Below are 26,789 nucleotides of genomic sequence, written 5' to 3' on the forward strand. Positions count from 1 at the left end.
CTACTCAGGGTTAATACATTGCATTGCCAGGATCTGTCGACCTTGTGCAACATAGGTATGATATTTTTCTGCCAGTCCCTGAGGCAGTGCCAATGGATCAATCGCCGCAAAGCCCAGATCTGTGTAAAACGCACTCAAATGACGATAGGCAAAGGTGTACAGAGGAGCCTGTTGGTGCGCCAGCACGGCATTCAAGAGAACTTTTGCAAACCCCTTGCCTCGTTGCTCAGGCGCAACCAGCACCGTTGACAAAAAACAATGCCCAGTGACGTGCTGCACTCTGCACGCCGCAACAATATCCGGGTCTTTAAGTACCCAATTTTGATCCTGACGAGTCGCCTTCCCCCGGGCTTTATGGGTTTGATAAAACTTATTCACCAGGGGCGTCTGAATGGCCGGTAATACCTGAGCAACAACTTTCATGGCTATGCCAGCATCAGCCCCAGATAAAATTCGAATTTTTCTTTCAACATCGCCTGCTCTGACAGAGGGCGCTGATTAATCGCATCATAAATGGCCTCACGGCTATTCTTGCCGCGTTTGATCTGATAAGCCCAAAAAGACGCTTCGTACTCTAATTGAATTTGATATTTATCTTGTCTCGATAAATTACACAGGTTATAGCTCATAGTAAATTTGGTTACAGCAATCTCTGTAAAAAGTGTATCATAATTACGCTAAGGTGTATCCGTTCATGTACACGCTCAACGCATGTTACCGACGTGCAACTTTCTGCCGCTGCGCCACTGCTAAAATAAGTGGGGTCAATTTTTATAGGGAGAACCATTGCGACTTTTCAGTTTGTTATTGTTATGCTGCCTGAGTGCACACAGCGTCGCAACCGATAACCGCACACTGTACTTTAATCGCCCGGCGGATACCCCTCAGGCGAGATACGTGATTGAGTTATTGCAAACCGCTTATCAACAGCTGGGTTATAAGTTAGAGGTTGTTGATTTTAATCGCCAAAGCGCCCTTATCGCTGCCAATAATGGTGCCCTGGACGGGCAACTCGGGCGGATCCATGGCGTGACTCAGGCCTACCCAAATTTACTCCAGGTACGCTTTCCTCTGTATACTTTTAACTTGCAGTTACTCAGTCGCTGTTTAAGTTGTAGCTTTGAGCAGCTCGACTCATTGGTTATTCAAAGCGGTTATCTGGTTTCAAACCAATATCTGGATAGCGCGCCCTTCAATGGCCAGCTAATCGAGGTAAAAAACAATATCACTCAGCTTAATCTGGTTATCCAGGGAAAAGTGCAGGCAGCGTTGGTGGTTGACTTTCACTTGCGAGAGCATCTGGCGGAAATGGATTTGGAGACATTTAAAATTGATACACTGCTGACCATTGAGACTTATCATTATTTACACATTAAACACAAAGCCCTGATCCCCCGCCTTGAAGAGGCATTACATACCCTGGCGGAAAAGGGTACTGTGGCCATGCTCAAAGCAAAATACCAGATTTAAAATAAGTTTTCCTGATCCCCTTGCTGTTGAGCATCCGCTGGTTCAGCCTCTGCGCTGCGCTTTTTCGCCGCCATCACCCGCTTTTGGCGTTGCGCGCATAGCTCAATCACCTTACGCTTTTGCTGCTCACTCAGCGCATGCCAATGAAAGCGCTCTTCGCGACTGCGAAAACACCCTTTGCAATAACCCCGATTATTCACCTCACAAATACCACGGCAAGGGCTGGGAATTTCAAAAATCTCAATCTGTTCCATATGCTTCACTGGTTACTCTTTATCCGGTACTATGGCCAAATTGATACTCAGATCGCGGCTTACCAACATTAATTTGAGTATAATATAGACTAAAAATAATTATCTATAACTGTATAGTCTCAAGGAGGCACCACACATGAAAAAATGGTTTTACCTATTGCTACTTTTGCCCTGTTTTGCTTACGCAGATTGGCACAGTGGCAAGGTTGAAATGATAGCAATAGGCTATGATGGCAAAACAATTTCAATTGGCATGGAAGGCTCAACAAAGACCGAATGTACCTGCTATCCAACCTGGCCAAACCGGTTTTGCCTGAATAGAAATAGAGTCTCATTCAGCGAGGAGTTTTCGTTACTATTATCTGCCAAAGCGAAAGGTAAAAGTGTTTCACTGCAGATAGATGAGACCACCTGTATGGTGAATGCCATGTATGAAAAATAATGCCTGTTAATTTAATTTTAAATAGCCTGACTGTAGGTAATTGAACTCAAAAAGAAAGCCTGCGGATGTGAGGCTTTTACATAACGGTCCAATGAGTTTTGCCTACAGGTAGGCGTCGCACCTTTTGTGCATCTTTTTAGGGAAATGGTGGTGTGGCCCCGCCTTCGCCATGCGTTCGGACAATCACCAGCAGGTATATCTTGTTCAATTGAATGAGTGCCACATGCAGTTTCTTTATTGTTGCTTGTACATGCCGCAACCCGCTAGTTCTTCCATTCGTATTTATCGATAAAATAACCAAAGTGATAAGCAATTATAAAAGTCACCAAGAGAACTAATAGGGAGACTCCAAACCTCTTCCAAGCAACGACTTTTAATTCAACAGGGTTCATCAGAGTAGCCAATAAATTCCCCAGTACACTAAAGAAAGAACCTAAAAGCATAAACAAAAGAGCAAAGCCCAATATTTTATCAATCATCTAATTACCATATAGTGCTTTCGCGCTCTTTTTTAAGTGACATATATGGACGCTCCATTGATGTCTTTGAAACTCATCACCAATTGAGGTGGCTGTCCACTTAATCCCATATAGTACTTAGTGTCTTACAACGGCATTATCCCAACACGCCCCCACATCCCCATACAGGCTCTCATTCCATAGCTCGCTAGCAACTTACGGAATTGCTTGCTGGTATATTGTGAACCGCGATCACTGCGAAACACCAGCCCCTTCGGTGGTTGTCTCAGGTTGTAGGCTTTCATTAATGCCTTACTTATCAAATCTGCCGTCATGCGGTTATTAAATTTTTTAACTGAAAGTTTTAAGTGACATATATGTCCATGTAACTTTTACATTACGTTATTTCTCTTTTTTAAATGGCTTTTTATCATGTCATATATATAAAAAAGATAGCCGGAAGTAAAAAAAAGCACTTTTGAAAGGAAGAATAATACTATCTTTTTAACAAGGTGTTTGATTTATATGCTCTAATAAAAGCATAACTCCACATAACGATCACAGTAATCATGAGGCAAGCTTTTTCAATTGCCTTATAACTATCAACAGCTTCTTGCCCATAATTTTGAAAAACTACAGGAACAATAAACTGAGCCAAAAATGCATAAAAAAATGTACCCCAAAAAACAGGGGACCAGTACTTTCTAATATCCATAACTATTTAAACTTCTTAAAATCAAAAGTGTACTAAGCTTTTTTTTAAGTGATACCCACCCGTATATTCTCTGAACTATTATGGGCAGGTTCAAAGTCAAAATGCAAGGCTATTGAATCCTGTATTCCCTATCTGCACTAGGCAGTGAAAATTGTAAGTTTAAGCACTAACCCCTGAAGAGTAATCAGATTCGGGCAATACGAGAACATACCCAAACCTGAGCCTAGATAAATTGAAATGGTGCTAAAGGAAGGTGTTAACCCAGTAAACGCTCGCACTGAGTCAAATTGGCGCGCCGCCTTTTATGAAGATGCTCACAGTAATCTGTCATCGCTTGTTTTCGCCCCACAGCACCATGAAAGACCTTTGTAAATTGCGTAGTCAGTTTGAGCCAGTTGTCTGGCTCTATTTGCAGTCGTGTCAGCAATGGCTGGCTATCGCTGATATAACCCCGCATATCTGCACGCATGCATCGGCCTGTTAATTCAACTAACTGTATGTAATAGCTCAGCTCAAACGGCAGTCCTTTGGGCATATGCTTTCTTGGGTTACCTGCAAAACGCAGCAGGCATTTGGGTTGCTTACCTTGCAGTGCATGTTCAATACGCACCTTAATACTCGTATAGTCCGACGCTTCCGGTGTATCTGCCATTTTGGCTCTGACTGGGTTCAGGTCAACATAAGCCAGGCACGCTGCCAGTGCCGCTTCATCCAGCAAAGCCTGTGACTTGAATCGCCCCTCCCAAAACCGGCCTGTGCAGCCATCTTCTTTATTAGCTTTGCGGGCAATGTCTTCATTGAGCACCCGCATGAACCAGCTGATGCTCGCAAGCCGGAGCCTGAATTTAGCAATATCAGCTGCCAGCATACTGTACTCGGATGCGCTCAGCTCATCACCACTAATGAACTTGTGCGTCAGCCAGTTGCCTTTAAACAGTTTATGCCAGCGAAGTACGATTGCTCTGTCTGATATCCTTTGTGCTTTTTTATCATCCACATACAACACAATATGTGTATGATTGCTCATAACCGCATAGCCACACACATCAATGCAAAACACCTTCCCGAGGGTCAGTAATTTTTCCTCAACCCAGTCTCGCCGATGTTCATAAGACTTGCCTGTGACGCGGTCGTTGCCGCACAGAAATGCCCGGCGAACACACCGGGATATACAGTGGTAGTACTTAGTGTCTGATAAGCTGACCTGCTTCTTCCTTGCCATTGGCATAATCTAGCATCCTCAATCCATTGAGCATTACCTAAAGGTAGACGGCGTACATTCCGTGCGCCAGTTTAGGGTGGGTGTCCTTATAACTTTGTTATAGAGCGGCAATATAGTATTGAGAGCTTCGCGTTTTTGGTCGTGCTGGCAAAAGAGTTTAGCAACCAGAGTTATGCTCGCTACTATGAGAATATTGAACCTGCTTTAATACAGTCTTACTATACATTATGTAGCGTATATCCATTCCACTTATTTTCATACAGCATTTGGAAATATTTAGGTCAGCACATTTATAGAAAAGAAGAGCTGGATCCGGAAGTGTTAGCCGTCTTCCCTTCAAAGTTAGCGCTGTCCCCTGATGTCGCTGCACTTTTAAGCGCCAGTTTCAATATTATGGTTAATCGAGCCAGAGAGATTGGTATTATCAACTCAACGATGAAAGAGTCTGGCCTATTTATAGACTTCATCAGACGTAATACTGAAAAAGTCCATCAGATAGAGATTGAGATGACTCTTTTTGATCGCAGTAATAGAGGCAATTGTCCAGAACTAAACGTAGTAACAGAGCACCTAAATAAATTTCGAACACCCAGCCACCGAATAACCTTATAGCCTCATCTAAGCTTGTTACATTATTGTTTCTAACCTGGTCGTATGTGCTGATAAAGCTGGTCATGACAAATCGACTTTGTGGTCATACAACTCTGACTTACCTGGTCCTATCAAGCGATATATACAGGTGTATATCACACTCCCTGCGGACCACGAGGTCGATGGATACGACCACATTGGTCAAACCGATGCGACCAAAAAATCGGTGACATGCGACCAGAAACAGAAAAGCCCCGGCGGGTGCCTGGGGCTTCGGGCATGCGTCAGTTTTCCAAGGGAAAGGGAAGCTTCGAACTCTACAACTACCGAGTTGATTCCTGACTCACTTAATTTTTATAGCGCCTGCTTCTAGCAATAGTTCCTCGATCTCGATATATTCCATTTTCTGTGCTTGTGATAATGCTGTTACATCATAAATGTAAGTGTTATTTATACTAACTATGGCTCCTTTCATATTTATATCTGCACCAGCTTTTATTAGCATTTTAACCATCTCAACATACCCACAACGAGATGCGATCATCAATGGAGAAAGCAATGTGTCAACAGGGTAAAGTTGATTCAACTCAACCCCTAAATCCACATACCTCTTAACAAGTTTTAAATTATTTCCCATAACGGCATCCCAAAAAATAGCCTGCTCCTTCAATTTGTATTCCCGTGTATCAAGAGCATAATGATTACCTTTAAGATAAGATATTTCAGATCTCATATAGAAGATAATGGCACTCTCATCATTCTCTTGTATTGCGTTCAATAACCTTTCCTTTTTGACATTTATCTTTTTCTCAGAAAAAGTCAAAGAGTCATAAGAAAAGCAAATTGATATAGCCGCGGCTTCTACTTTGCACATGGCCAAGTTCATAATAATAAAAAGGTAAAGTGCTATTTTTTTCATTCGTAATTTCCATGAACAAGTCGTATGTAATATTTTGATTGTAAGAACTCAAATGAAGGCCTCAAACTTTGGTGCTCATAAGAGCTACCAAATGACCCCGATGAATGAACGCTATACGGAAATGCTTCCCAGCGCCTTCCGATTCTACTAATTGCACCTATAGGATTATCACGCATTAGCTCATCAATTGCTCCAACCTGATCCATCAACTTCACTGCGGCAAGATCTTGACTATGCGGGCTGAAATCTTCCAACCCCAACTTCCCTGAATACTCATCCCAGGTCGCTTCTGTAAACTGATACTTCCCTGCTGCACTGTTCCCATTAGTGTGTCTTCCTGGATGGCTACCAAAACTATCAAATGTATCACCACCGTTCCTAACATTATATCGCCCATTGGACTCAGCTTCTCCTAGCATATCAAGCATAGCCTTAACCCTAGGGTCTTTAAGCTGCCTTTCAGCTCTGGCTCTCGCTCTAGCTTGTCTCGTAGCCTGCGCCTCACCATTAAATGCCTGAGCAAACGCAGCGGTAGTTGCGCCGTTAGAGAACTTACCACCAGTAACTTTCGATACAGTTCCGCCAACAACTGCGGCCATTGTGATTCTCAAAGCCGACCAACCGGCCCCCTGTTGAGTCCCCACAATACCATTTATATTAAGTCCTTTCGTTAATCCCGCACTCCAGAAGCCATGACCAAATTTACCGCCCTGAAGTACGGATATGATCCCGCCCGTAAGTGCATGAGTAGCCACATGACCAACACCACCAGTATTCCAGAAAGCACCACCGGTGCCATCAAAAGCTTGGCCTATCTGGTTGAAAGCTTCTGCGGAAACAGCTGCAATCGCCCCAGCTTTGAATGCCTGTGATGAAGAGCCGCCCATCGCGCGAGTAAAGTTGTAACTCCAATACGCCGAACCAACAAAATCCCCAAGTTTATAAAATGCAATATTACCAATAATGTTCGTAAGCGTAGGGCCAATTACTTTTGAAGATAGCTTTATCATTGGCCTCAATGCAGGGCTCAAAATCTTGCCAAGGCTGATATAACCACTCGGATCAATCCGGCTAAGCGGATTGTTCAGTACATAGCTGTACGCGTTGTAACTCTGGATGTTACTCGGCGCCTGCACCACAGGATCCGCCTGCATAAACCGTCCCGTATCTGCATCGTAGATCCGACCATTCATATGAATGATACGCTTGTCGCCGCCCAGTGACACCGGCTCATGACCTGTATAGGCTCTCAGGTTGTCACTTATATTGTTGAACACTTCGCCAATCAGATCGGTATTCTGCTCAACCTCACGCTGCTTACCAAATATATCGTACGCATAACGTGTCAGGACCTTATGTTCGCTATTAGTCACGACAATGGTGGACCCCTGATGATCGGTAAACAACCACTTGGTTTTGCTCATCCCTGTATCATAGTAGGTTTGTTGTGCGTCGTTGCCGATATAACGGTTAATCACAGACTTGCCGTCCTCACCTTTTGGCTTGGTCAGCTCCAGAGCACCCACGTAATATACTGTGTTTGACTCATCCACTCGCTTGTAGCGACGATTATTCGCATCATACCTGAAGGTGACGGTCTCTCCATTGCCCGTCATTTCAACCGCTTTATTACGCGCACTGTACTCAATTGACGTAGTGCCATCACTGCCTGAACGCGTTATCTGATTACCATTGGCATCATAACTAAAGGACTCTGTCTTAGCAGGCAGTGTGCCCAAACAGCTCGAACTTGCTATACGGCTTCGTGAAGAAATAGCATGTAGTGGCGTATTGTCTTCACCATATCGCTGAGTCCAGCGACCCAACACCAGCACTGATGAGCCTTCATAACCAGGACAGTCAACGTCTGTACCAATCAGATAATCCGCTTTCTCGGTTAAATTACCCGATGCAGAGTACTTGAACAGATCGACGTTGTTTACTCCCAGCACCCGGTTCATATCATCATAATGATAAGTGCGGGTGTCCATGCCTATCTGTTTGCGGCTTATCAAATTGCCCAGGCTGTCAAAGCTGTAAACGTCACTTTGAATTGCAAAGTTGCTGTCTGCAATCTTTTCGACCATGCCCTTTTGGTCATAGGTGATGTTCATGGTTACGCCGCCTTTTTCGTACGTGGTGACCTGACCACGGGCATTTAGCGCCGTCACTTTGTAGTAAACCTGGCCCTTATTGCTATTACGCGCCTCTGTTTTTGCCAGCAGCTGACCATTTTGATAGGTCATCGCAACACCGCGCGCTTCGATAAAGTTGCCCTGTTCGTCACGGCGATAGTCATCAAACTGCAAGGCCAAACGACTATAGCTATCATAGAAGCTCTGTTGGATCACACAGAGGTTATCAATTGGGTCCAGGTTTGAGCCATCCGTAATACGTAAATCGCCCGTTGACCCCACATCACTGACTTGCCCTGTACACTGACTCGTACTATCCAGTGACGTCAGCGTTGCTGCTGCACGCCCTAATTTGTCGTAATAATAGGTTTGCCCCCAGTCTGAGCCCTGCGAACTTGATATCAAGCGATGAACGGTATCGTTTGTATCTCCATACACCCAGGTACTGGTACCTTCGGCAAACACCCCCTCTGGCGTCGTTTGCTCCTGCTGGATTTTTCGACCTAAGAAGTCGTATTCCATGGTTAGTTTCACACCACGTGCATCAGTTTGCTTACGTAGCTCGCCAAAAGCATTGTACGTATATTGCCAGTAGCCTCTGTCTGAATCCTGCACAGACTCTTTACGACCCATGTCGTCATAAGTAATGGTACTCAGCAGGCGATCATTGGCCGCTTCTGCCGATGACTGAACGGTGAGCTGAGCACCCAGTGCGTTATAGGTGTAGTCCAGAGTGTGATTGATGTTGTCTATCACCTGCACTGTCTGGCCAATGGCATTACTCAGCGTAGATTTAACCTGAGCACGAATATCAGAACCACTGACAGTAACTGTGGCCTTTCGACCCTCGAACTTTGTCTCTGATGTTGTGCCAGAATTTGCGTCGTAGACACTCGTTACCCTATCCAGCGCATCATAGGTGTTTGTCACAGCCTCTGAACCGGCCTCGATGACCACATCATTACGACCGTAGCGGTCAAACTGATAGCCAGAGGTCAGCCAATGGTTCTCAAGTACTGTCAGCTTGCTCACTGAATAAGTGCGTCCCAGTTTATCCAGCAAGTGTTTTTCGCGCAGTACGCCGTTAACTTCTTTATTCAGGCGTACCACACAGTTTTCATTCGAGCCACACGCTGTGAAATAGCTATACGCCTGTGCACCAGTCGTACGGTACGACCCCACTTTTCCGCCAAAGTGATCATAAGTTAGGTAAGTCAATACGCCATTGCTGTCAATCAGCTCAAGCGGCTGGCCGAATGCATTGCGACGTGTCAAAGTATGCTGGCCCAGCTCGACGGTACGGACTTTTTCGGAAATCAACGACAGTGTACTTTTGCTACCACTTTTCTTGGTGTGGAGTACGTAACGCCCTTGCGCATCAAAGATAGTTTCAGAGGTGCGCGTTTCACGCTCCGCTCCTGTACATGCGGTGTTTTCGCTTTGCACTTTTACTTTATTGCCAACGTTATCGTATGAATGTTCTGCCGTTAACTCATACTCACAACCCAAGCCTTTTCCGACAACCTCCTTATGAAGCATATTTTCATGGGCATGGTTCTGGGGATAGTATTCAAAGTGACTGGTTTTAGAAATCGCAGTGAGGCCCTCTCCACTGTGAGTCACCTTGGTTTCAGACAACCGGCCCAAGCGCTGGTGCTCTTCTGTTGTGCCATATTGGTTTTCAGTGACAACACTGTGCTGCACAGTGCCCGTTGCGCCAACTGTGGTGAAATGCTCAGCACCGGAGGCATCAACATCGTAGGTATTCACGGTCAGGTTTTTAACATTGCCATACGTATCTTGTAAGGTTGTTGTATCTGTACAAGTGTAAGCACTCACACTCACTCCTGAGTCAACTACGGCGCTACATTCACGACTGTCCGAATTGTAAACCCGATAAGCGGTCACGTCATTTAGTTGCTGCGTTTTCTGCTTGTTGTACTCGTTAACCGAGATGCTGAGCAGCTCACTGGTGTCTGCTGTTTGCATTCGTTTATGGGTTGAGTACGGCATGCCGGTGAGCGGAAATGCCTGATGGTAGCGCGTGGTCGTCTCAAAAGTCTTGCCATCTTTTTGTGTGGTGGTCTTGAGCACTTTAAAGCCCAGAGGTCCGCGACCACCAAATTGCACACGTGCGCCCTGGTAATGATAATCCACTTTCGCTTTATCGGCCGACAAGGCGCCACTGCGATTACTCGGGCTGTCGGTTTCAACACTGGCAACCAATACACCCGCGCCGGTCATCTTGCTGACTAATAGCTGTTGCGCATTGAAGAGCCCTAAATCTGCCGTGAGGTCATCGTTAAGGTCTGTATAAACTGCTCTGTCCGACATTAACCCATAGTGGATAGTCGTACTGTTTGTATGACCGGCATACCCTTGATTGACCTCAAGCAACATGCCTGCTGTGGGGCGCTGACTCAGGTTATACCTGACACTGACACCATAGTCGTGTTTAATCAGAATGTCTGCAACACCATTGCCATCGTAATCACTGAAAAAGGCAAAGTCTCCGCCTCTGGTATCAACGGCAAGCTCAAACGCGTTGTCACTGAGCTTAGTGAAGCGCTCACTTTGAGTCGACCACTCATAACGACGCCATTTTTTCGTGTTCTTTTCTTTGAAGAACAGATCCGCTTTGCCGTTTTTGTCTATGTCCATCGACATAGGCGGAATCAGCTCGCTGACCGACAAAGTGTCATTGCTAGATTTGGCTGTCGCAACAAACACCTTTCTGAATTTAACTCGCTCACTGGATTGATTAAGCTGTACATGCCACTGTTTTACATCATGATTGTACGTAGGTGTAGCCAGATACATCAGATCCACCAGGCCATCGCCATTAACGTCACTTGGCGTTAACAGTTCTATTTTCTCATCTGATGCAATCGTTTCTGTCAGGAAAGGATTGAATCCGCCATAGCCAGTTTCTCCCTGGTTATAGTGCACCGCCAGACGTTTAGCATCGTCATTGTTACAGTGGGTAGAGTCACATTTCAGTGCAACAATATCTGCCAGACCGTCAAAGTTCATATCGATGACATGCCAGTCAGTGCCCTTACTCGTAAAGTCGCCGTAACCATAAAAATTGCCTTCGCCCACGTCAGTACCGAGCACGTACTGATGACCAAATGCTTTGGTTTCAGGGTCTGCTAACCTGACGTACAAGTTGGGGTCGTCTTTTTTATGCTTATACACCAGGTCTGCGTAGCCATCGCCATTCAGATCGGCAGGTTTGATTTCACGCATGTAATGATTAGCAGGCCAGCCTTCTGGCAGACTCAGAGTTTGCAGCTGATTGTTGTCGCTCAGTGCATAATGGGCCCAATAACCTGGATTGGCATCAGACGTATGCTCTGACCGCAAATTGATCATCAGAGTCTGCCGGCCATCCAAATCATGATCTATGGCAAACATACTGACACTTTCCTGATCATCCTTTCGGTATATATCCCGGCATGCCAGCTCTTCGGCCGCTTGATAGGTATGACCCTGATAAACGCACAATGTATAACGCTTAGCACCCTTGTCTGTCTGCTCCAGCGTGACCAGTTGTGCCAGACCTGACGCTTTTAAATCGGCTAAAGTGACAGACGACAGTGCATTATCCATCCGCTCTTTTGAATACACACTGCTAAACGCTTCAAAGTCCAGTTTGTTGGCAAAAGCATCATAACTGAAGGAGACAGGGGCACGACAAACACTGCCACGGCAATGCGCAATACTTTGCAGCAGGCGAGTGCCATTGACCGCATCCACAAAATCCAGATCATAATGGGCAAGCTCCGCCCCCTCATGATTAAATACCTCAATATTGCTCAGACGTGCAAACTGAGTCACTTTTGCTGTATCTACGTAGCCTGCATGGCGCAGCGCCCCTACCTCATGGGTAAACACGACTCGGTTGCCACTATAGTTAATTTCTGACAGGACTTTTCCAGAGTTTGCACTGTGATCTGGGTCTGTCAGCTCTGTGTAAACATAGTTGATGGTCGTGCTTTGGTGGCCCAGGTTGTCTTTCACTTCTGACAGCATCCAGCTCATGGTATGAACAACACCATCGGCATCCGTCAGGTTGGTACGACTAGTTTCTGATGCGCCGTATCGTTTTACCGAGCCATCCTTTGCAAGCACAACAAATTGAGATTGGCTACCCTCACCTAATTTATAAACGGTTATCTGGGCATCTATCTCAGTCATATATTCGTCAGCAATTTGCTCGCCCTCGAAGCTACCACTGTGCGTTTGCAGCGCTTTACTGATCAAGCGCTGACCATCAAGGCAATACCGGTCATCCTCACTTAATGTCAGCCCTTTAAACTGGCCGTCCTGTGCTTTAGTTTGCCGACAGCGTGAAATACCCGATGTCGCACTCAAATTCCAGCCAAGAGCAACTAAGCCATCACCGCCTTGAGAACTGTAGTTCAGACTGACCTCAGGCTGCACGCCTGTGATACCCGCGGGTAACGCAATGGGCACACTATAAGATGCAGCGCCGCTTTCGGTTACCCGGAAACTGCCTGTGGTTGGTTGTAAACGAGCATGGGCAAGCAACACACTTTCGCTCGGCGCTTGCTCCGGTGCAACTTCAACGGATGGCAACGCAACAGACGGGCTTCCCTCTACAGCCGAGCTAGTGATGATAATTTGCGCTTCATTGGAGTAATTGTTGCTACAACGAGATAGCACTTTATCCGCAAGAGAGTCCGGGAGTTTTACACATGCCAGTGCCTTAAACTGATAACTGCCGTTTTGTTTAAATATTTTGGTAAGTGCACCGACATTATCGGCTTTGGTTTTGTCAGGATCCAGGGTTGCAAACAGTTGATACTGAGGGTTGCCAGGCTGCAGCGCATACAGTTGATATTCTTCAACCCGCCCCGGTGCTGTCAGCATGAATTCGATTATGCCACTTTGCTCCGTTGCGCTTAATGTGGGGATATGCAGGCCATCTCGATGATCCGCAGGATTAGTGCCGATTGCTTCTTCTACCCTGTCACTCAGACCATCTTTATCACTGTCATAGTCATAATCACAGTAGTCACTTACTAAGCAACGGCCATAGAAGTACTTAAGCAGGTTAAAAGTTGCCGCTTCATATTGGTTATTGCTCTGTCCCAACAGGTCAATGATCACATCAGCCCGGGTAACCCCCATTTCAAGGATGCCGACCCAATAAGCCTGATCGCCGGATCCATATGTGGCGCCACTCAACACCTGATCAGCGCCGTCTTTTAGCAGCAAATAGTCAAATAACGTACTGATGAATTGTGCATTGGACGACTCAGACAAAGATGGCTCAATGTTAATCAGTGCATTAATCATCTCATTGAGCGGATGACCATTAACCATCAGATAAGCCATGAAACTCAACTCTTTTTTACTGGGTGTTCTTTGTAACAGAACCAGCATGGCTTTCGTCAAAACCACAAGACCATCGGTATTTTGGTCCGGATGCCACCACTGAGCTTCCCACTCTTTTATTTCGTCTTCGAATTGCAGCGCTAAAGCATCGATTTCCTGCCATTTCACAGCATTGGCACCAATCATACGCTGATCGATGACGTGTACCTCTCTATCTGCTGTCGTGACATAGATATGTCCGGAAGCTGATACCTTAGGCGGCATCACAATCCCGCCACTGCGCGGGAATGTATAATGCCAGTTCGCTAACCCCGTTTTTGCATCCAGTGAATAAAGCGCTTCATCCATAGAGCCAATTAACAGGGCATTATTTTGATCAAATTGCGCACCGGCGCGGATCTCACCTTGTGTTTGGAATTGCCATTTTGTAGTCACTTCCAGGTTCGCTATCGGATCATAAGTCAGACGGTAGAAATGATGGTTCAGTGAACCAAAGTAGATATTGTCTATTTTTCTGGCGCCGGCAGTTTCAGCAATAGGCTCGAGCCTGACTAGAGGCTTAGCGGTAACCGGAACATTCTGATGGTTTGATTCAGGGTAAGTCCACAAATATTGAAGATCACCATCCAGATTCACTTTATGTGCTTTAAGGCCACCTTCCTCACCACCCACATACAATACTTTGTTTTCACTAACCGTAAATTCACGTCCACGCAGGTTGGGCCGTTGCGCTGACCCCGTTTCATCCAAAATAATGGTGTTTTCCAGGTATGTATTGTTTTCAGCATCACCCGACAACACGCCATTTGTAATGGTGATCTCTACCCCATTGTCCAGCAGGGCATCATGCACTATTTCTGGTAAGGTGCCTGTCAGCGTGTATCCACTTAAAGACAAGTCCTGTGGTGAAATATAAAAAGTATCCCCCGTCCCTCGTAAGCGCGCATAAAGAGCAGACTGAGACGCACTAAATCCGACCCCGGAAACCGTCACTTTGGCTTTGGGTGCAGTGCACTCAGCGCCACATTCCTCTATCTTCGCGGTATCAATATAGGGAGCAATATGCTCAACAGTATGTTGTTGGCCTGCGGTACACACGCCCTGGCTGTTACAAGCGCGGATTTCATAGGTGTAGTGGCCCTGAACTATGTTCCTGACCTGGTAGCTTGTGCCTGTAGTGGTTGTCAGCACGGAATGGGGTGCACGGGACCTGTCACTGGGCAGCCCTTTCCAGGCCGCTAATTGATAGCTTTGTGTGACGCCATCCGTGTTAGCAACCCAGTTCAGCGTAAAATGACCACCTGCTTGCGTGATATCACTGCTAAACACCGGTGCGTGAGACTTGGTCTCATGGTTTACGACCGTAATTGGCTCTGAACTGCCTTCTTCACCTTTAATTAATTCCCGGTTATGAATTCTCGTTGCATATGCATACACCCGGAGTCGCTTACCATGGTCCGCAAACTTGGTCTGGATCGTCGTTAAATATGAAATCTTACCGTAAACGTTGACCTTACTTGCTTTCATCGGGTAGGAAGCACCATCCAAGGTCGCCCGCATATTAAGCCTGCTCGTATTTCTAAATCGTGAGAAGTTTACTTCAATCAAACCGGCTCCCAGGTCCTTTAATTGGATCTCAGGTACCTCAGGCTCACCCACTTTTTCCTCAATGAGCGCGATCCCAGGGAGGCGAGCCGTAGATGAATTGCCATCATTATCTGTCGCCACTAAGGTAAGCTCAATATTGTCCCCTGCATCCTTATTAGATGGCCTCCAACTGAAGCTTATACGCTTTGCATCTGCTGAAGAGCTGGCCAAAGGCAGCTCTAAATTATCTATAGAAGGTGAAATACTGATACCGTCAGTTACTGACGTGCCATTTCTGTATAAGGTCAAGGAAGTCAGTTTAGGCACTTTACCGTCAGCAGTACGCCGAGAAAAGGCTGACGCATACACCGTAAAATCAAGAGGAAATCGGCCTATAAGGTAAGATGACTTGGTTGGCGCTTTTACAGAAATTCCAAAAAAGTTCGCATAATTGATCACTTGCGAAAAGGCATTGGAAGCGCCTTCATTCGTCACCGCATAAGCATAGTATGTAAACTGACCCGACTGACCAGGTGCATCCAGGGTCATTGTACAATTAGTACTACTGGTACTACACGTTTTTACCGCCGTAGCACACCCATTGTTGGTCGCCTGATAATTACCCGGTGCACGGCAAATCTTGTACTCTTTTATGCCGGACGTATGGCTGGCAGTTGCCGTTAAAGTCACAGATTCATCGATAAAGGGACTGGTATTCGTTGCAGCTAAAGTCACTTCCGGTGGCGTTGTCAGAGTAACGTTAAACGACTTTGTCTGGCTTGCGCCTTTTCGGTCTGTCACCTGGACTTCCATCGGAGAGATAGACTCTGTAACCGGGATGACGATGCCGGTGCACTTCAGCGTACGTGTAGAGCGCTCACAGGTGTTATCGGTAAAAGAGGCTACATCAGTATAACCATTACCTATATTGAGCTCTATTTTGTCTATTCGATTAGAGTAACCGTCATCATTATCATGCCCTTTCACTTCTAAGGTTAGGTTATCACCCGACACGACCTCATATTTCCCCCCATCCTCGGCTTCTGTGCCATCTATTTTTACTTGGAGCGTAGGGGGCGTATTTTCCTCTTTGATCAAATATGAATAGGTATGCGAGGCAGTATTACCTTTGCTATCTTCTAAAACTGCTTTAAATTTGTAGGTCGCATTCGCAATAAATTGGCTTTTCCAGATAGATTTGCCACACTCGTAGAAACCATCCTTATTTAGTTTTAAATCGCATACTCTTGTAGCACCGCTGTCTTCTCTCTTAACGCCATTTAAGTATATTTCGTATGACAGTTTGAAAGAGGTGACATCTTTATTTACATCTTTAAATATAACTTTACTAAAAGCACTCCGTGCATCATAACTGACTTCATTGTCAGTCCCCGAGTAAGTCGCAGACACTAATTCGGGCGCGGTATTATCATTTACTTTGATATCTCTATCGCAATAGTATTCTGGATCGCTTTCACTATTATGATTCATCAGTCTAAGTGATACTGTGTATATACCAGCACTCGGAAAAGTGTAATGCACTGAAGTAGAGGTAGAACTACTGCGTAGGGTCGTGGTTCCCCGTTTTAGCGTAAGCCGTTGATAAGGTTTGCTACTAAAAGTGTAACTTGCTGTATCACTTCCAAGCGTCACATGTTTTTCTTCGCCGGTAATCGCATGTAGATCAGAGGCATTACATACAGGTACACGTGCGGTATAGGCTTGCACTGTGCAGGTTAGTAGCGTGAAACAGGCCAGTACAATTGATTTGAATAAACTCACAGCTTTTCCCTCCACACCACTGGTAATATTTGTATTTGATTATTTGTAGAAGGAGTTTGCGTTTGCTCTGAGCCAAACCATTGGTTCATCGTATTACTAATAGTGGATGGTACGGTCCGTGTCGGCACATCAACTCCAAAAATCTCGTTTTCACTATTTTGCATAATAAATTGCTGACGCTCGCCCGAATCGTCGGTAATGAGCGAAGGTGTGTTTATAAATTCAGCGCTTACTCCCCCAATTCGATACTCATTGAGTACGATACTCAGGTCACTTGGGTCTAAGACTTGTATCAAACCATCACGCTGAAAAACGTATACCCCATTCTCTACATTTCGGGATTCTGTAAAGAATGTGCTGACTGCACTCAGGTTGCTTGATGGAGCCTGGTTAATGATTACAGGACTGGCGAGCACATTGCTGCTCTTCTCTTCACTGCATGAATGCATCTTGCCATCCGCTAAAAACGCACTACATACCTTTCCTTTGCCATTCCGCATACTCATTGTAAAGATGAGTTTATCCCCATCAATTACCGGGGCGCTGTTCACCACCCCGGCCAGTGGTATGTCCCAATCACCATGCCAATCAATAATTTTGCCAGCTTCTTTAGTTACCGAATAGCGATGCAACCTGCCGCCATGCGTTGCAAAATACAGATTATCTTCGTACTCCAGCACTGAACGCTCAACAACATCAAGGCCTGACAAAAATAAAGGCTGAAGAAAGCTGCCTTTTACACCGTTCAACTCAACCGGGTTTTCAGGTAAAGTTGCGATTGAAAGTACTCTCGAAGTTGATTTACCACCAAAGTCATGGGCTGTCAGTGTGAAACTGGACATGCTACTTAAATGGCTTTTTAGAGTTCCTTGAGTTGGATTCAGCGCGTTCCAACTATATGTAGCTCCGTCCTGTGTCGATTTCATTATGGATACAGTGGCGGCTCCGCTAACTTGCCAGCTTACTTCTACCAACCCGTAATCATCAACCTGACTGCGATTGCTATAGAAAGCTTTGACCGAAAATGGTTCGCTGACTACTCTGTTTTGCTGCTTCGCCACAGCACATCCATATTCGTCACATGCTGTCACACGATAAACGCCCGATGCTGTTGCAGGCATTGTGTACCGGGTCCCTGACACATTCGCGTTTACCATCTCCCATTTGCCGTCAACAAATTGTTCGATCCGATAATATTTTGCTAAACGCGCAGCCGTCCACACCAATGTATCACCTGCACTATCAGGTTTAACCGAAACATAAATAGGCGCATATGCCTGCTTAAACTCCGATGCCATGGAACAATTGATGATGAGGAAGCTCAGAAAAACAAACAAAATTGAGAGTCGATTAGCCATGCAGATTTTGACCTGATTTTATTTATTAAAATCAAGTTGTTTACATATGTTATTTCAAAAGCACACGAAAAACAACACAATAAAAACACCGAAAAAATTAAATAACAATTAAACAAAAAAGATAACCAAGAAGAGTCAATTTTAGAGGGGTACTTAAAGGTATTGCATACTGAGAGTAAATATAAGCGAATTAAAATTGAGTATTTATTTACCCAATTTTAACAATTTAAAGGCCAGGAATATAGATTCTATGCAAATAAGCCCCTGATGAATACGACCATCAAAGATTGAGCTTATCATGAAAATATGACACGAAAGTTGCTCATTCAATCGGGTTTTAATTAATCAACTTATACAACTACACACCCCTAATTACACCTGTATATAAACTAACAGCACCCCAGGCTTCGAGCAGCGAAAGTGCATTTCCAAAGGAAATCCTTCCCGGCATGTAACAGAAACAAAAAAGCCCCGCTAAAGCGAGGCTTTTTAATAATGGTGCCCAGAGGCGGACAAAGTGGTCCGGAACCACTTTGAACAGCTTCAGCTGGCCGCTTGCGGTGAAATACAAGGACGTATTTCATCATCAAACCACCCGCAGGCGTGTTCGATGATGCCAACATAATTCACAGCATAGCTCAGAAACAAAAAAGCCCCGCTAATGCGAGGCTTTTGAATAATGGTGCCCAGTGGCGGACAAAGTGGTCCGGAACCACTTTGAACAGCTTTAGCTGGCCGCGTGCGGTGAAATAAAAGGACGTATTTCATCATCGAACCACTCGCAGGCGTTCTCGATGATGCCAACATAATTCACAGCATAGCTCAGAAACAAAAAAGCCCCGCTAATGCGAGGCTTTTTAATAATGGTGCCCAGAGGCGGAATCGAACCACCGACACGAGGATTTTCAATCCTCTGCTCTACCGACTGAGCTATCTGGGCTAAAACTGGTTATATTGTGCCATTCTTTCGTCCATGAAGCGGTGGCCTGTCGTCGTCCTGACTCCACCTCAACAAGCTGCGAAGCGATGCTTCGGTCTTGTTTCGCCCAACTGAGTTATCTGGGCTAAAAATAAAATGGTGCCGACTATCCGAGTCGAACGGATGACCTACTGATTACAAGTCAGTTGCTCTACCAACTGAGCTAAGTCGGCACACTTAATAATGGTGCCCAGAGGCGGAATCGAACCACCGACACGAGGATTTTCAATCCTCTGCTCTACCGACTGAGCTATCTGGGCTAAAACTGGTTATATTGTGCGTTCTGTAGTTAAACGCATATCAAGACAATGCCTTGATAATGACTGAAACTTTATCATTTCAGTCGAACTCAACTATGAGTTAATAAATGGTGCCGACTATCCGAGTCGAACGGATGACCTACTGATTACAAGTCAGTTGCTCTACCAACTGAGCTAAGTCGGCACACTTAATAATGGTGCCCAGAGGCGGAATCGAACCACCGACACGAGGATTTTCAATCCTCTGCTCTACCGACTGAGCTATCTGGGCAAAAACTGGTTATATTGTGCTGTATAATTCATCCTGAAGCAGCGTTCGGGCTCGACGTCCTGTCTCGCGTTCGATTAGCTGCGAAGCGTTGCTTCGGTCTAATCTCACCCAACTGATTAAGTCAGGCGCACCTTAATAATGGTGCCCAGAGGCGGAATCGAACCACCGACACGAGGATTTTCAATCCTCTGCTCTACCGACTGAGCTATCTGGGCGTGCGGCGTATTAAACGGGTTTTGCCTTGTTAAGTCAACTTTTTTTTTAATCTCCGTGTCCGACTGAACACTATTCCGACAAAACCCGTCTATTCGCTTAAATTTCCCTCTGTATTTGGTATTTTGAAGCACTTTATGGCGCCGTCTTATCTCTTGTCATGCGCAAAAACGGGGAGAATTCATCCAGCATAGGTGATAGGATTGCAACCAACAAAGAAACATAGCACAAAAGTTGGGTCCGGAATTACATAATGGAAAACTCGTCTAATACGAACATAAGGGGCTTTGTTCCTCTATTCATTGTCGTTACCATCATTATTGCAGCCATTTCTGCTGCCGCAGCCTTTACCTGGCCTGATGCAGATCAGAAACAAGCAGACTCCACCCAACGACCAGACCTGTTGCTGCTGGCAAAGGATATTTCAACACCTTTATCCAATACCATGATGAAGCTGGGCTATAACTATGCCAAACAAATTCTTTCTGCATTTGAAGCCAGCAACCCAGACATAGAATTGTATCTGTATAGTGATAGTGGCATTGGGCAAGCCAGTTTAGTGTATCAAACCAATGAACAAAGCATTGCCCCAATAAAAAGACAAGCCAAGGTAGATCAGGGTGGCGAGTTTGTCGTACACCAGCCACTCGTGTTAGATGATTTACCTGTGGGTGAACTCATTTTAAGATATGCTCCCCAACAGCCTGAGTCGAACGCTTCGCCAGTAACCAGTATAGGCTTAGCTGCGTGTGCTTTATTACTGACAATCGCTTTTGGTATCTTCCTCAAGCGCCAGATTATTGGTCGCCTCAGCAAAGACCTCTCTGAACTCAATGAAGAACTGCAACACCTGCTGGATCAAAAGTCCTATGACATCCATGTGACTGAAAAACTCAGCTTTGGGCTATCAAGCACCGCCATGGGGATTAACCAGTTAATCAACCAAATCCGTGACATCATTCAGGGAAACCAAGCTGCACAAAGAGAGCTAAAGCAATTACAAACCAGTTTAGAATCTGAAGTACAAGCCAGAACCTTGGCACTGGAAAAAGCCACGCTGAATGCAGAGCGTGCCAGTGAGGCCAAAACCACGTTCCTGGCCACGATGAGCCATGAAATCAGAACCCCCATGAATGGGGTTATCGGTACGATTGATTTATTACGCCAGACTGAACTAGATGGCGCACAACACCGTTTGACTACCATCATTCGTGACTCCGCGTTTTCACTACTGGGCATACTGGATGACATTCTCGACTTTTCTAAAATTGAAGCCGGTAAACTGCAGATGGATAATAGTGTCTTCTCTGTGGCTGAAACCATTGAAGAAGTGGCACGGGTGCTGTCTTCTGTGGCCAGAAAGCGTAAGTTAGATTTGCAACTGGCTGTTGCACCAGACATTCCAAACAACCTGGTTGGTGATGCCGTGCGTGTTCGTCAGGTTTTATACAACCTGTGTAGCAATGCCATCAAGTTCACTACCACCGACGACGCCAGACGCGGCTTTGTTAAAATTTCAGTTGAAGTTGCACAAAACACTTCTGAGCACTACACCCTGCGTTTTACCGTCACAGATAACGGTAAGGGCATGACGCAAGCACAACTGCGGGAAATTTTTAATCCCTTTATTCAGGCTGAAGGCTCCATTACCCGAGAATACGGCGGAACAGGCCTGGGCTTATCTATTTGTAAAAGCTTGGTTGAACTCATGCTGGGCTCAATTCATGTTAGCTCTGATATCGGTATGGGTAGTGAATTCGTTGTGGAACTTCCGTTTAGTGTAAAAGGTCAGATAGCTTACGCAAACAAAGCCGTTCTAAGTAGCCAAAGAGTGGTCGTGCTGACCCATTCCCAGGCACGGCGTAATATTGTTACCCGCTACTTGTCCTTCATGGGTGCTGATACAGTTGTACTGAGGGAAGCTGATGAACTCAGCGAATATCAGTACAACAGTGATGTGATCTGGGTGCTGGACGGTCTGGATGGCATGGACAAAGTCAACGGGCAGCTACGTGACCTGCTCTATTCCATTGAGCACAATAACCAACAGGTCATTGTACTCAGTACAATGGATGAGCCGGCATTAAACCACGACCGTATTTTCTACCTCAATGCCGCACCTTTGTGTAAATCTAGCTTTATGACAGCTATTTTGGTTGCTGCGGGCCTGCACAAGCCGAAAAAGCTCAAGCCATCACGTTCATTAAACAAATACCTGAATGTCGAAGACGCGAGAGCTACCAACAAACTGGTGCTGCTGGTGGAAGACAATGTGCTCAACCAGCAGGTGTTGACGGATCAATTACATTTGCTCGGCTATGGTGTTGAGGTTGCGGAAAATGGTGAGGACGGTCTGGCCCGCTGGCAACAGGCTCATTACCCTATTATTCTCACCGATCTGCACATGCCTAAAATGTCCGGCTATGACATGGTCGCTAAAATTCGTGAGGAAGCTGAACAAGCAGAAGACATTAATGCCCAGCCATATATCATTGCCATTACGGCGAATGCACTTAAAGGTGAACGTGACCGTTGTCTGGCTGCGGGTATGAATGACTACATAACAAAGCCTGTTGAACTCAATGTGCTCGAGGCTACTTTGGATACCTGGCAACAATCTACTGGTATCTCAGGCCAACAACAAAGCGAACGAATAGACAGCGTAAGCCCAAGTGAACCCGAGATGCCGTCACAAACACAGGTTGAGCCGACGCAGTCCCGCAGTGAGCCAGTTGAACCACAACAAACTGCGGAGCCAGAGAAGGTTGAACCTGAAGTACAACCAGACGCGACAACGCAGGCACCTGAACCTCAGCAAACAGAGTCTGATGAACCGATTGATCTGGCGCAGCTGGATAAGTATGTCAATCATGATGCCAACAAGCGCCTGCGCTTTTTCCGCATGTACCTGGAACAAAGCAGTGAGTTGGCCAGAGACATCAATGGCGGCGTGATCTCCATGAGCCAGGAAGAAATCATAGAAGCGTGTCACCAGCTCAAGTCCATATCTAAAACCATTGGTGCACACGGCGTGGCCGACATGGCCGCTGAGTTTGAACAACGCTGTAAAGGAGAGGAATTGACCAGTGACGACCTGATCCATTTAAGGGATGCCCTGGAAGCACACTACCAGCGGGCCACTGAGTTCATCCAACGCTATTTGCAGTCACAAGCTGATTAATTCAGCATCGCGCTCAGTAAGCAAGCTACTGAGCGCACGCTTCTACCCCTGGACCATGCCGTAAATCAAGCGGATCACGATGGAGACCATGACCAGAGGCAATATATACTTGCCGTACTTCTGCATTTTATCCAGTCCCATTCGGCTTTGATACTTCTCCAAAAGTGGGATCAGGATCAGCAAAGCGACAATCAGGCTCCCTAAAATAATCAGAACATTCATTACTACGCGCTCCTTATGTTGATAGCGATACCATGCCACAGCCGTGCCGGGTTTGCCAAATAAGAAACAAGTATAAAAAGAAAAAAGCGCGAAGCAGTACTTCGCGCAACAGGTTGGAGAGTGCTAACCGACAAGTGCAAGCAAGATACCCGCAGCAACGGCACTTCCCAGTACCCCTGCGACATTTGGTCCCATGGCATGCATTAATAAGAAGTTGTGTGGGTTACTTTCTAAACCGACTTTATTCACGACCCTGGCAGCCATAGGCACCGCAGATACCCCGGCTGCGCCAACCAGTGGGTTAATTGGGCTGTCACCGGCAAAGCGATTCATAACTTTGGCCATATAAACTCCGGATGCTGTGCCAATACTGAACGCGGCGGCGCCCAACACCAGGATCCCTATGGTCTCAACTGTCAAAAACTCATCTGCCGCAAGCTTAGAGCCCACTGCCAGGCCCAGGAAAATCGTCGTGATATTGATAATTTCGTTCTGCGCTGAGTTACTCAGGCGGTCAACCACCCCAGATTCGCGCATCAGATTGCCCAGACAAAACATCCCAACCAGCGGTGTTGCGGCCGGCAGGAATAATAAGGTCAGGGTCAACACGCCAAGTGGGAACAAGATTTTCTCCTGCTTAGAAACCGCTCTCAGCTGGGGCATAGCAATATTACGCTCTTCCTCTGTGGTCAGTAACCGCATGATCGGAGGCTGAATGATCGGTACCAGCGCCATGTAAGAGTATGCTGCAACGGCAATGGCACCCAGCAGCTCTGGTGAAAGCCTTGATGCCAGGAAGATAGCAGTTGGCCCATCTGCTCCCCCGATAATGGCAATCGCTGAGGCATCTTGCAGAGTAAATTCAAAACCTGGGACGTAGTTAAGTAATATAGCGCCAAACAGGGTAGCGAAAATACCAAACTGTGCAGCGGCACCCAGCAGCAGCATTCTGGGGTTCGCGATCAGTGCACTAAAATCCGTTAGCGCCCCGACCCCCATGAAGATCAAGAGCGGGAAAATACCACTGTCGATCCCGATGTAGTAAACGTAGTATAACAAGCCACCCGGATCTGCCAGGCCCGCAACCGGAATATTGGTCAGGATTGCGCCAAAGCCAATCGGGACCAACAGGAGTGGCTCAAATCGCTTTGCTATTGCCAGGTAAAGCAAACCACAGCCGACGGCAATCATAGCCAATGCAGGTAAGGTCATATTGGCCAGCCCAGTGGCTGACCATAGATTCAATAGTCCATCCATACCCTGTCTCCTATGCCAGCGCTACAATGGCATCACCAGCCGATACTGAATCACCCTCGTTGACCAAGATATCAGCGATTTTACCGCTATGCGTAGCACGCACTTCGGTCTCCATTTTCATCGCTTCCATGATCAATACCAGATCGCCCTGCTCGACTACATCACCCTGTCGGGCATGCAGTTTAAAAATATTACCTGCCAGCGGTGCATTCAGCGTTTCACCGCTGCTGATCGAGGCCGACTGGGGCATTAGCTCGCTGTCCTTAACCTCAACTTCTTTGAGTTCTCCGCCAGGTGCAACCACCACGTTATATACCTTACCTTCCACTTGCACACTGTAACGTTCTTGTTGAGGTTTACTCACCTGAGCGGGCACAGGGGCAGGTTGAGTCGGCTGAACCAACTCGGGTTTAGGTTCAAATGCCGCCGGGTTGTCACGATTTTGCAGGAATTTAAGACCAACTTGTGGGAACAAGGCATAAGTCAGCACATCATCAATCACCGCTTCACTCAGCGCAATATCCAGGCTTTTTGCTTTTTCAACTAAGTCACGCTCAAGCTCAGCTAACTCAGGCTCAATCAAATCAGCAGGGCGACAAGTGATAGCTTGTGCGCCGTCCAACACACGCTGTTGCAGCGCAGCCTCAACCGGCGCTGGTGTTTTACCATATTCACCTTTAAGTACACCCGCCGTTTCTTTGGTGATGGACTTGTAGCGCTCTCCGGTCAACACATTCAGTACAGCCTGAGTACCAACAATCTGAGAGGTTGGTGTCACCAATGGCAAATAACCCAGATCCTGGCGTACAGATGGGATCTCCTTGAGTACCTCATCTAAACGGTCATCAGCCCCTTGCTCTTTGAGCTGATTTTCCATATTGGTCAACATACCACCTGGTACTTGTGCCGATAAAATACGACCATCTACACCTTTAAGACTGCCCTCAAAGGCCGCATACTTTTTACGGACATCGCGGAAATAAGCCGCTATCTCCTCAAGCTGCAATAAATCCAGCCCGGTGTCTCGCTCAGTCCCCTCCACAATCGACACTAAGGTTTCAGTGGCACTGTGACCATAAGTCATGCTCATTGAAGAAATCGCGGTATCCAGCATATCAATGCCCGCATCAACCGCTTTTTGGTAGGTCGCTGTGCTCAAACCCGTCGTAGCGTGGCATTGCATGGCAATCGGCACAGACACCGTGTTCTTCAGTTCGCGGATCAGAACTTCTGCGTCATAAGGTTTCAGTAGCCCTGCCATGTCTTTGATACAGATTGAATGACATCCCATTTGCTCAAGTTGTTTCGCCTGTGCTAACCACATCTCCAGGGTATGTACCGGACTTACCGTATACGAGATAGTGCCCTGTGCATGTGCACCAACCTTAATCGCAGCACGAATAGCCGTTTCCAGGTTACGTACATCATTCATCGCATCGAAGATACGGAACACGTCAACACCGTTGTGATGGGCACGCTCAACAAACTTTTCAACAACATCGTCAGCGTAATGACGATAGCCCAGCAGGTTTTGTCCCCTCAACAGCATCTGCTGCTTGGTGTTTGGCATCGCTTCTTTCAAAGCGCGGATCCTATACCAGGGATCTTCGCCCAGGTAACGAATACAGGCATCAAAAGTCGCCCCACCCCAGGATTCGACTGACCAATAACCAACCTGATCCAATTGCTCAGCAATGGGCAACATATCTTCCAGGCGCATACGTGTGGCCAGTAACGACTGATGTGCGTCGCGTAGTACCAATTCTGTAAGTTTGAGCTGTGACATAAGTGACCCCTTGAATTATTTTTCTGATTGGAAGTGCTGATTACGGTATTGCGAAATCGCTGCGCTAATCGCGGCCAGATGCTCGCCTGGTATTTTTCCGGCGTCTGAAGCCTGCGATCTGGTTGCCCTTGAGCTGGGCTGTGTTTGCGCTTCTTTTGGCGCGGCAAATTTAGATAGCCCCTTCACCGCAACAATCAAAATAGACAAAAATACAAACACCCCGACCATTCCGGTCAGCATTAAGCTGGCTGCCTGAGCCAGTAAGGCGGTTATGTCCATCTCTGCTCTCCCCTTGTTGTTAACATTTTTTTGCGTGGCATCAT

At 46.3% G+C, this 26,789-nt stretch carries 15 protein-coding genes, 6 tRNA genes and 1 pseudogene; 3 read left to right on the top strand and 19 right to left on the bottom strand.

The window, feature by feature from the left end:
- Positions 1–423 (bottom strand): GNAT family N-acetyltransferase, encoded by a 423-nt coding sequence (locus AT705_RS07510; protein WP_058796116.1) that lies wholly within the window; start codon positions 421–423, stop codon positions 1–3.
- 2 nt (positions 424–425) lie between these two features.
- Positions 426–629, bottom strand: coding sequence for a DUF3283 family protein (locus AT705_RS07515; protein WP_010387258.1), 204 nt, complete (start codon positions 627–629; stop codon positions 426–428).
- Between the two features lie 157 nt (positions 630–786).
- Here AT705_RS07515 and AT705_RS07520 point away from each other — a divergent pair, with 157 nt between their 5' ends.
- Complete coding sequence (locus tag AT705_RS07520; RefSeq protein ID WP_058796117.1) at positions 787–1,470, top strand: substrate-binding periplasmic protein; 684 nt, start codon at positions 787–789, stop codon at positions 1,468–1,470.
- Here AT705_RS07520 and AT705_RS07525 read toward each other — a convergent pair.
- On the bottom strand, positions 1,467–1,724 hold the full coding sequence (locus AT705_RS07525; RefSeq protein WP_058797929.1) for a DUF1289 domain-containing protein: 258 nt from the start codon (positions 1,722–1,724) through the stop codon (positions 1,467–1,469). The genes AT705_RS07520 and AT705_RS07525 overlap by 4 nt on opposite strands.
- Before the next feature lie 136 nt (positions 1,725–1,860).
- Here AT705_RS07525 and AT705_RS07530 point away from each other — a divergent pair, with 136 nt between their 5' ends.
- Positions 1,861–2,166, top strand: a complete 306-nt coding sequence (locus AT705_RS07530; RefSeq protein ID WP_058796118.1) for a hypothetical protein — start codon at positions 1,861–1,863, stop codon at positions 2,164–2,166.
- Positions 2,167–2,429: 263 nt separating this feature from the next.
- On the opposite strand, the gene AT705_RS07535 is transcribed toward AT705_RS07530, so the two are convergent.
- The 12 genes and pseudogenes from AT705_RS07535 to AT705_RS07595 form a co-directional block, all read right to left on the bottom strand.
- Positions 2,430–2,645 carry a hypothetical protein gene (locus AT705_RS07535; RefSeq protein ID WP_058796119.1) on the bottom strand — a complete coding sequence of 72 codons (216 nt, stop codon included), beginning with the start codon at positions 2,643–2,645 and terminating at the stop codon, positions 2,430–2,432.
- 126 nt (positions 2,646–2,771) lie between these two features.
- Positions 2,772–2,968: pseudogene (locus AT705_RS24840) on the bottom strand (DDE-type integrase/transposase/recombinase); the annotation flags it as partial.
- Positions 2,969–3,595: 627 nt separating this feature from the next.
- Complete coding sequence (locus AT705_RS07545) at positions 3,596–4,567, bottom strand: hypothetical protein (RefSeq protein ID WP_058796121.1); 972 nt, start codon at positions 4,565–4,567, stop codon at positions 3,596–3,598.
- Between the two features lie 928 nt (positions 4,568–5,495).
- Positions 5,496–6,071 carry an ankyrin repeat domain-containing protein gene (locus AT705_RS07555; RefSeq protein WP_058796123.1) on the bottom strand — a complete coding sequence of 192 codons (576 nt, stop codon included), beginning with the start codon at positions 6,069–6,071 and terminating at the stop codon, positions 5,496–5,498.
- Entirely contained in the window at positions 6,068–16,939 is a 10,872-nt protein-coding gene (locus AT705_RS07560; protein WP_058796124.1) for a SpvB/TcaC N-terminal domain-containing protein, read from the bottom strand. Before AT705_RS07560 ends, AT705_RS07555 begins: the two co-directional genes overlap by 4 nt.
- Positions 16,936–18,297, bottom strand: coding sequence for a hypothetical protein (locus tag AT705_RS07565; RefSeq protein WP_058796125.1), 1,362 nt, complete (start codon positions 18,295–18,297; stop codon positions 16,936–16,938). Before AT705_RS07565 ends, AT705_RS07560 begins: the two co-directional genes overlap by 4 nt.
- Before the next feature lie 864 nt (positions 18,298–19,161).
- A tRNA-Phe gene (locus AT705_RS07570) sits at positions 19,162–19,237 on the bottom strand.
- Between the two features lie 136 nt (positions 19,238–19,373).
- Positions 19,374–19,449: transfer RNA gene (locus AT705_RS07575), tRNA-Thr, on the bottom strand.
- A gap of 11 nt (positions 19,450–19,460) precedes the next feature.
- Positions 19,461–19,536, bottom strand: a tRNA-Phe gene (locus AT705_RS07580).
- A gap of 108 nt (positions 19,537–19,644) precedes the next feature.
- Positions 19,645–19,720 (bottom strand) — tRNA-Thr (locus AT705_RS07585).
- A gap of 11 nt (positions 19,721–19,731) precedes the next feature.
- Positions 19,732–19,807: transfer RNA gene (locus AT705_RS07590), tRNA-Phe, on the bottom strand.
- A 139-nt stretch (positions 19,808–19,946) separates the two neighbouring features.
- Positions 19,947–20,022 (bottom strand) — tRNA-Phe (locus AT705_RS07595).
- A gap of 251 nt (positions 20,023–20,273) precedes the next feature.
- Between AT705_RS07595 and AT705_RS07600 the strand changes: the two genes are divergently transcribed.
- Positions 20,274–23,201, top strand: a complete 2,928-nt coding sequence (locus tag AT705_RS07600; RefSeq protein WP_058796126.1) for an ATP-binding protein — start codon at positions 20,274–20,276, stop codon at positions 23,199–23,201.
- Positions 23,202–23,243: 42 nt separating this feature from the next.
- On the opposite strand, the gene AT705_RS07605 is transcribed toward AT705_RS07600, so the two are convergent.
- The 4 genes from AT705_RS07605 to AT705_RS07620 form a co-directional block, all read right to left on the bottom strand.
- On the bottom strand, positions 23,244–23,423 hold the full coding sequence (locus AT705_RS07605) for a hypothetical protein (RefSeq protein ID WP_010386832.1): 180 nt from the start codon (positions 23,421–23,423) through the stop codon (positions 23,244–23,246).
- 123 nt (positions 23,424–23,546) lie between these two features.
- Positions 23,547–24,680 (bottom strand): sodium ion-translocating decarboxylase subunit beta, encoded by a 1,134-nt coding sequence (locus AT705_RS07610; protein WP_010386833.1) that lies wholly within the window; start codon positions 24,678–24,680, stop codon positions 23,547–23,549.
- A gap of 10 nt (positions 24,681–24,690) precedes the next feature.
- Complete coding sequence (oadA, locus tag AT705_RS07615; protein ID WP_058796127.1) at positions 24,691–26,466, bottom strand: sodium-extruding oxaloacetate decarboxylase subunit alpha; 1,776 nt, start codon at positions 26,464–26,466, stop codon at positions 24,691–24,693.
- 15 nt (positions 26,467–26,481) lie between these two features.
- On the bottom strand, positions 26,482–26,745 hold the full coding sequence (locus AT705_RS07620) for an OadG family protein (RefSeq protein ID WP_049864034.1): 264 nt from the start codon (positions 26,743–26,745) through the stop codon (positions 26,482–26,484).
- Between the last annotated feature and the right edge of the window lie 44 nt (positions 26,746–26,789).

The sequence above is a fragment of the Pseudoalteromonas rubra genome (assembly GCF_001482385.1).
GTDB classification, from domain to species: Bacteria; Pseudomonadota; Gammaproteobacteria; order Enterobacterales; family Alteromonadaceae; genus Pseudoalteromonas; species Pseudoalteromonas ardens.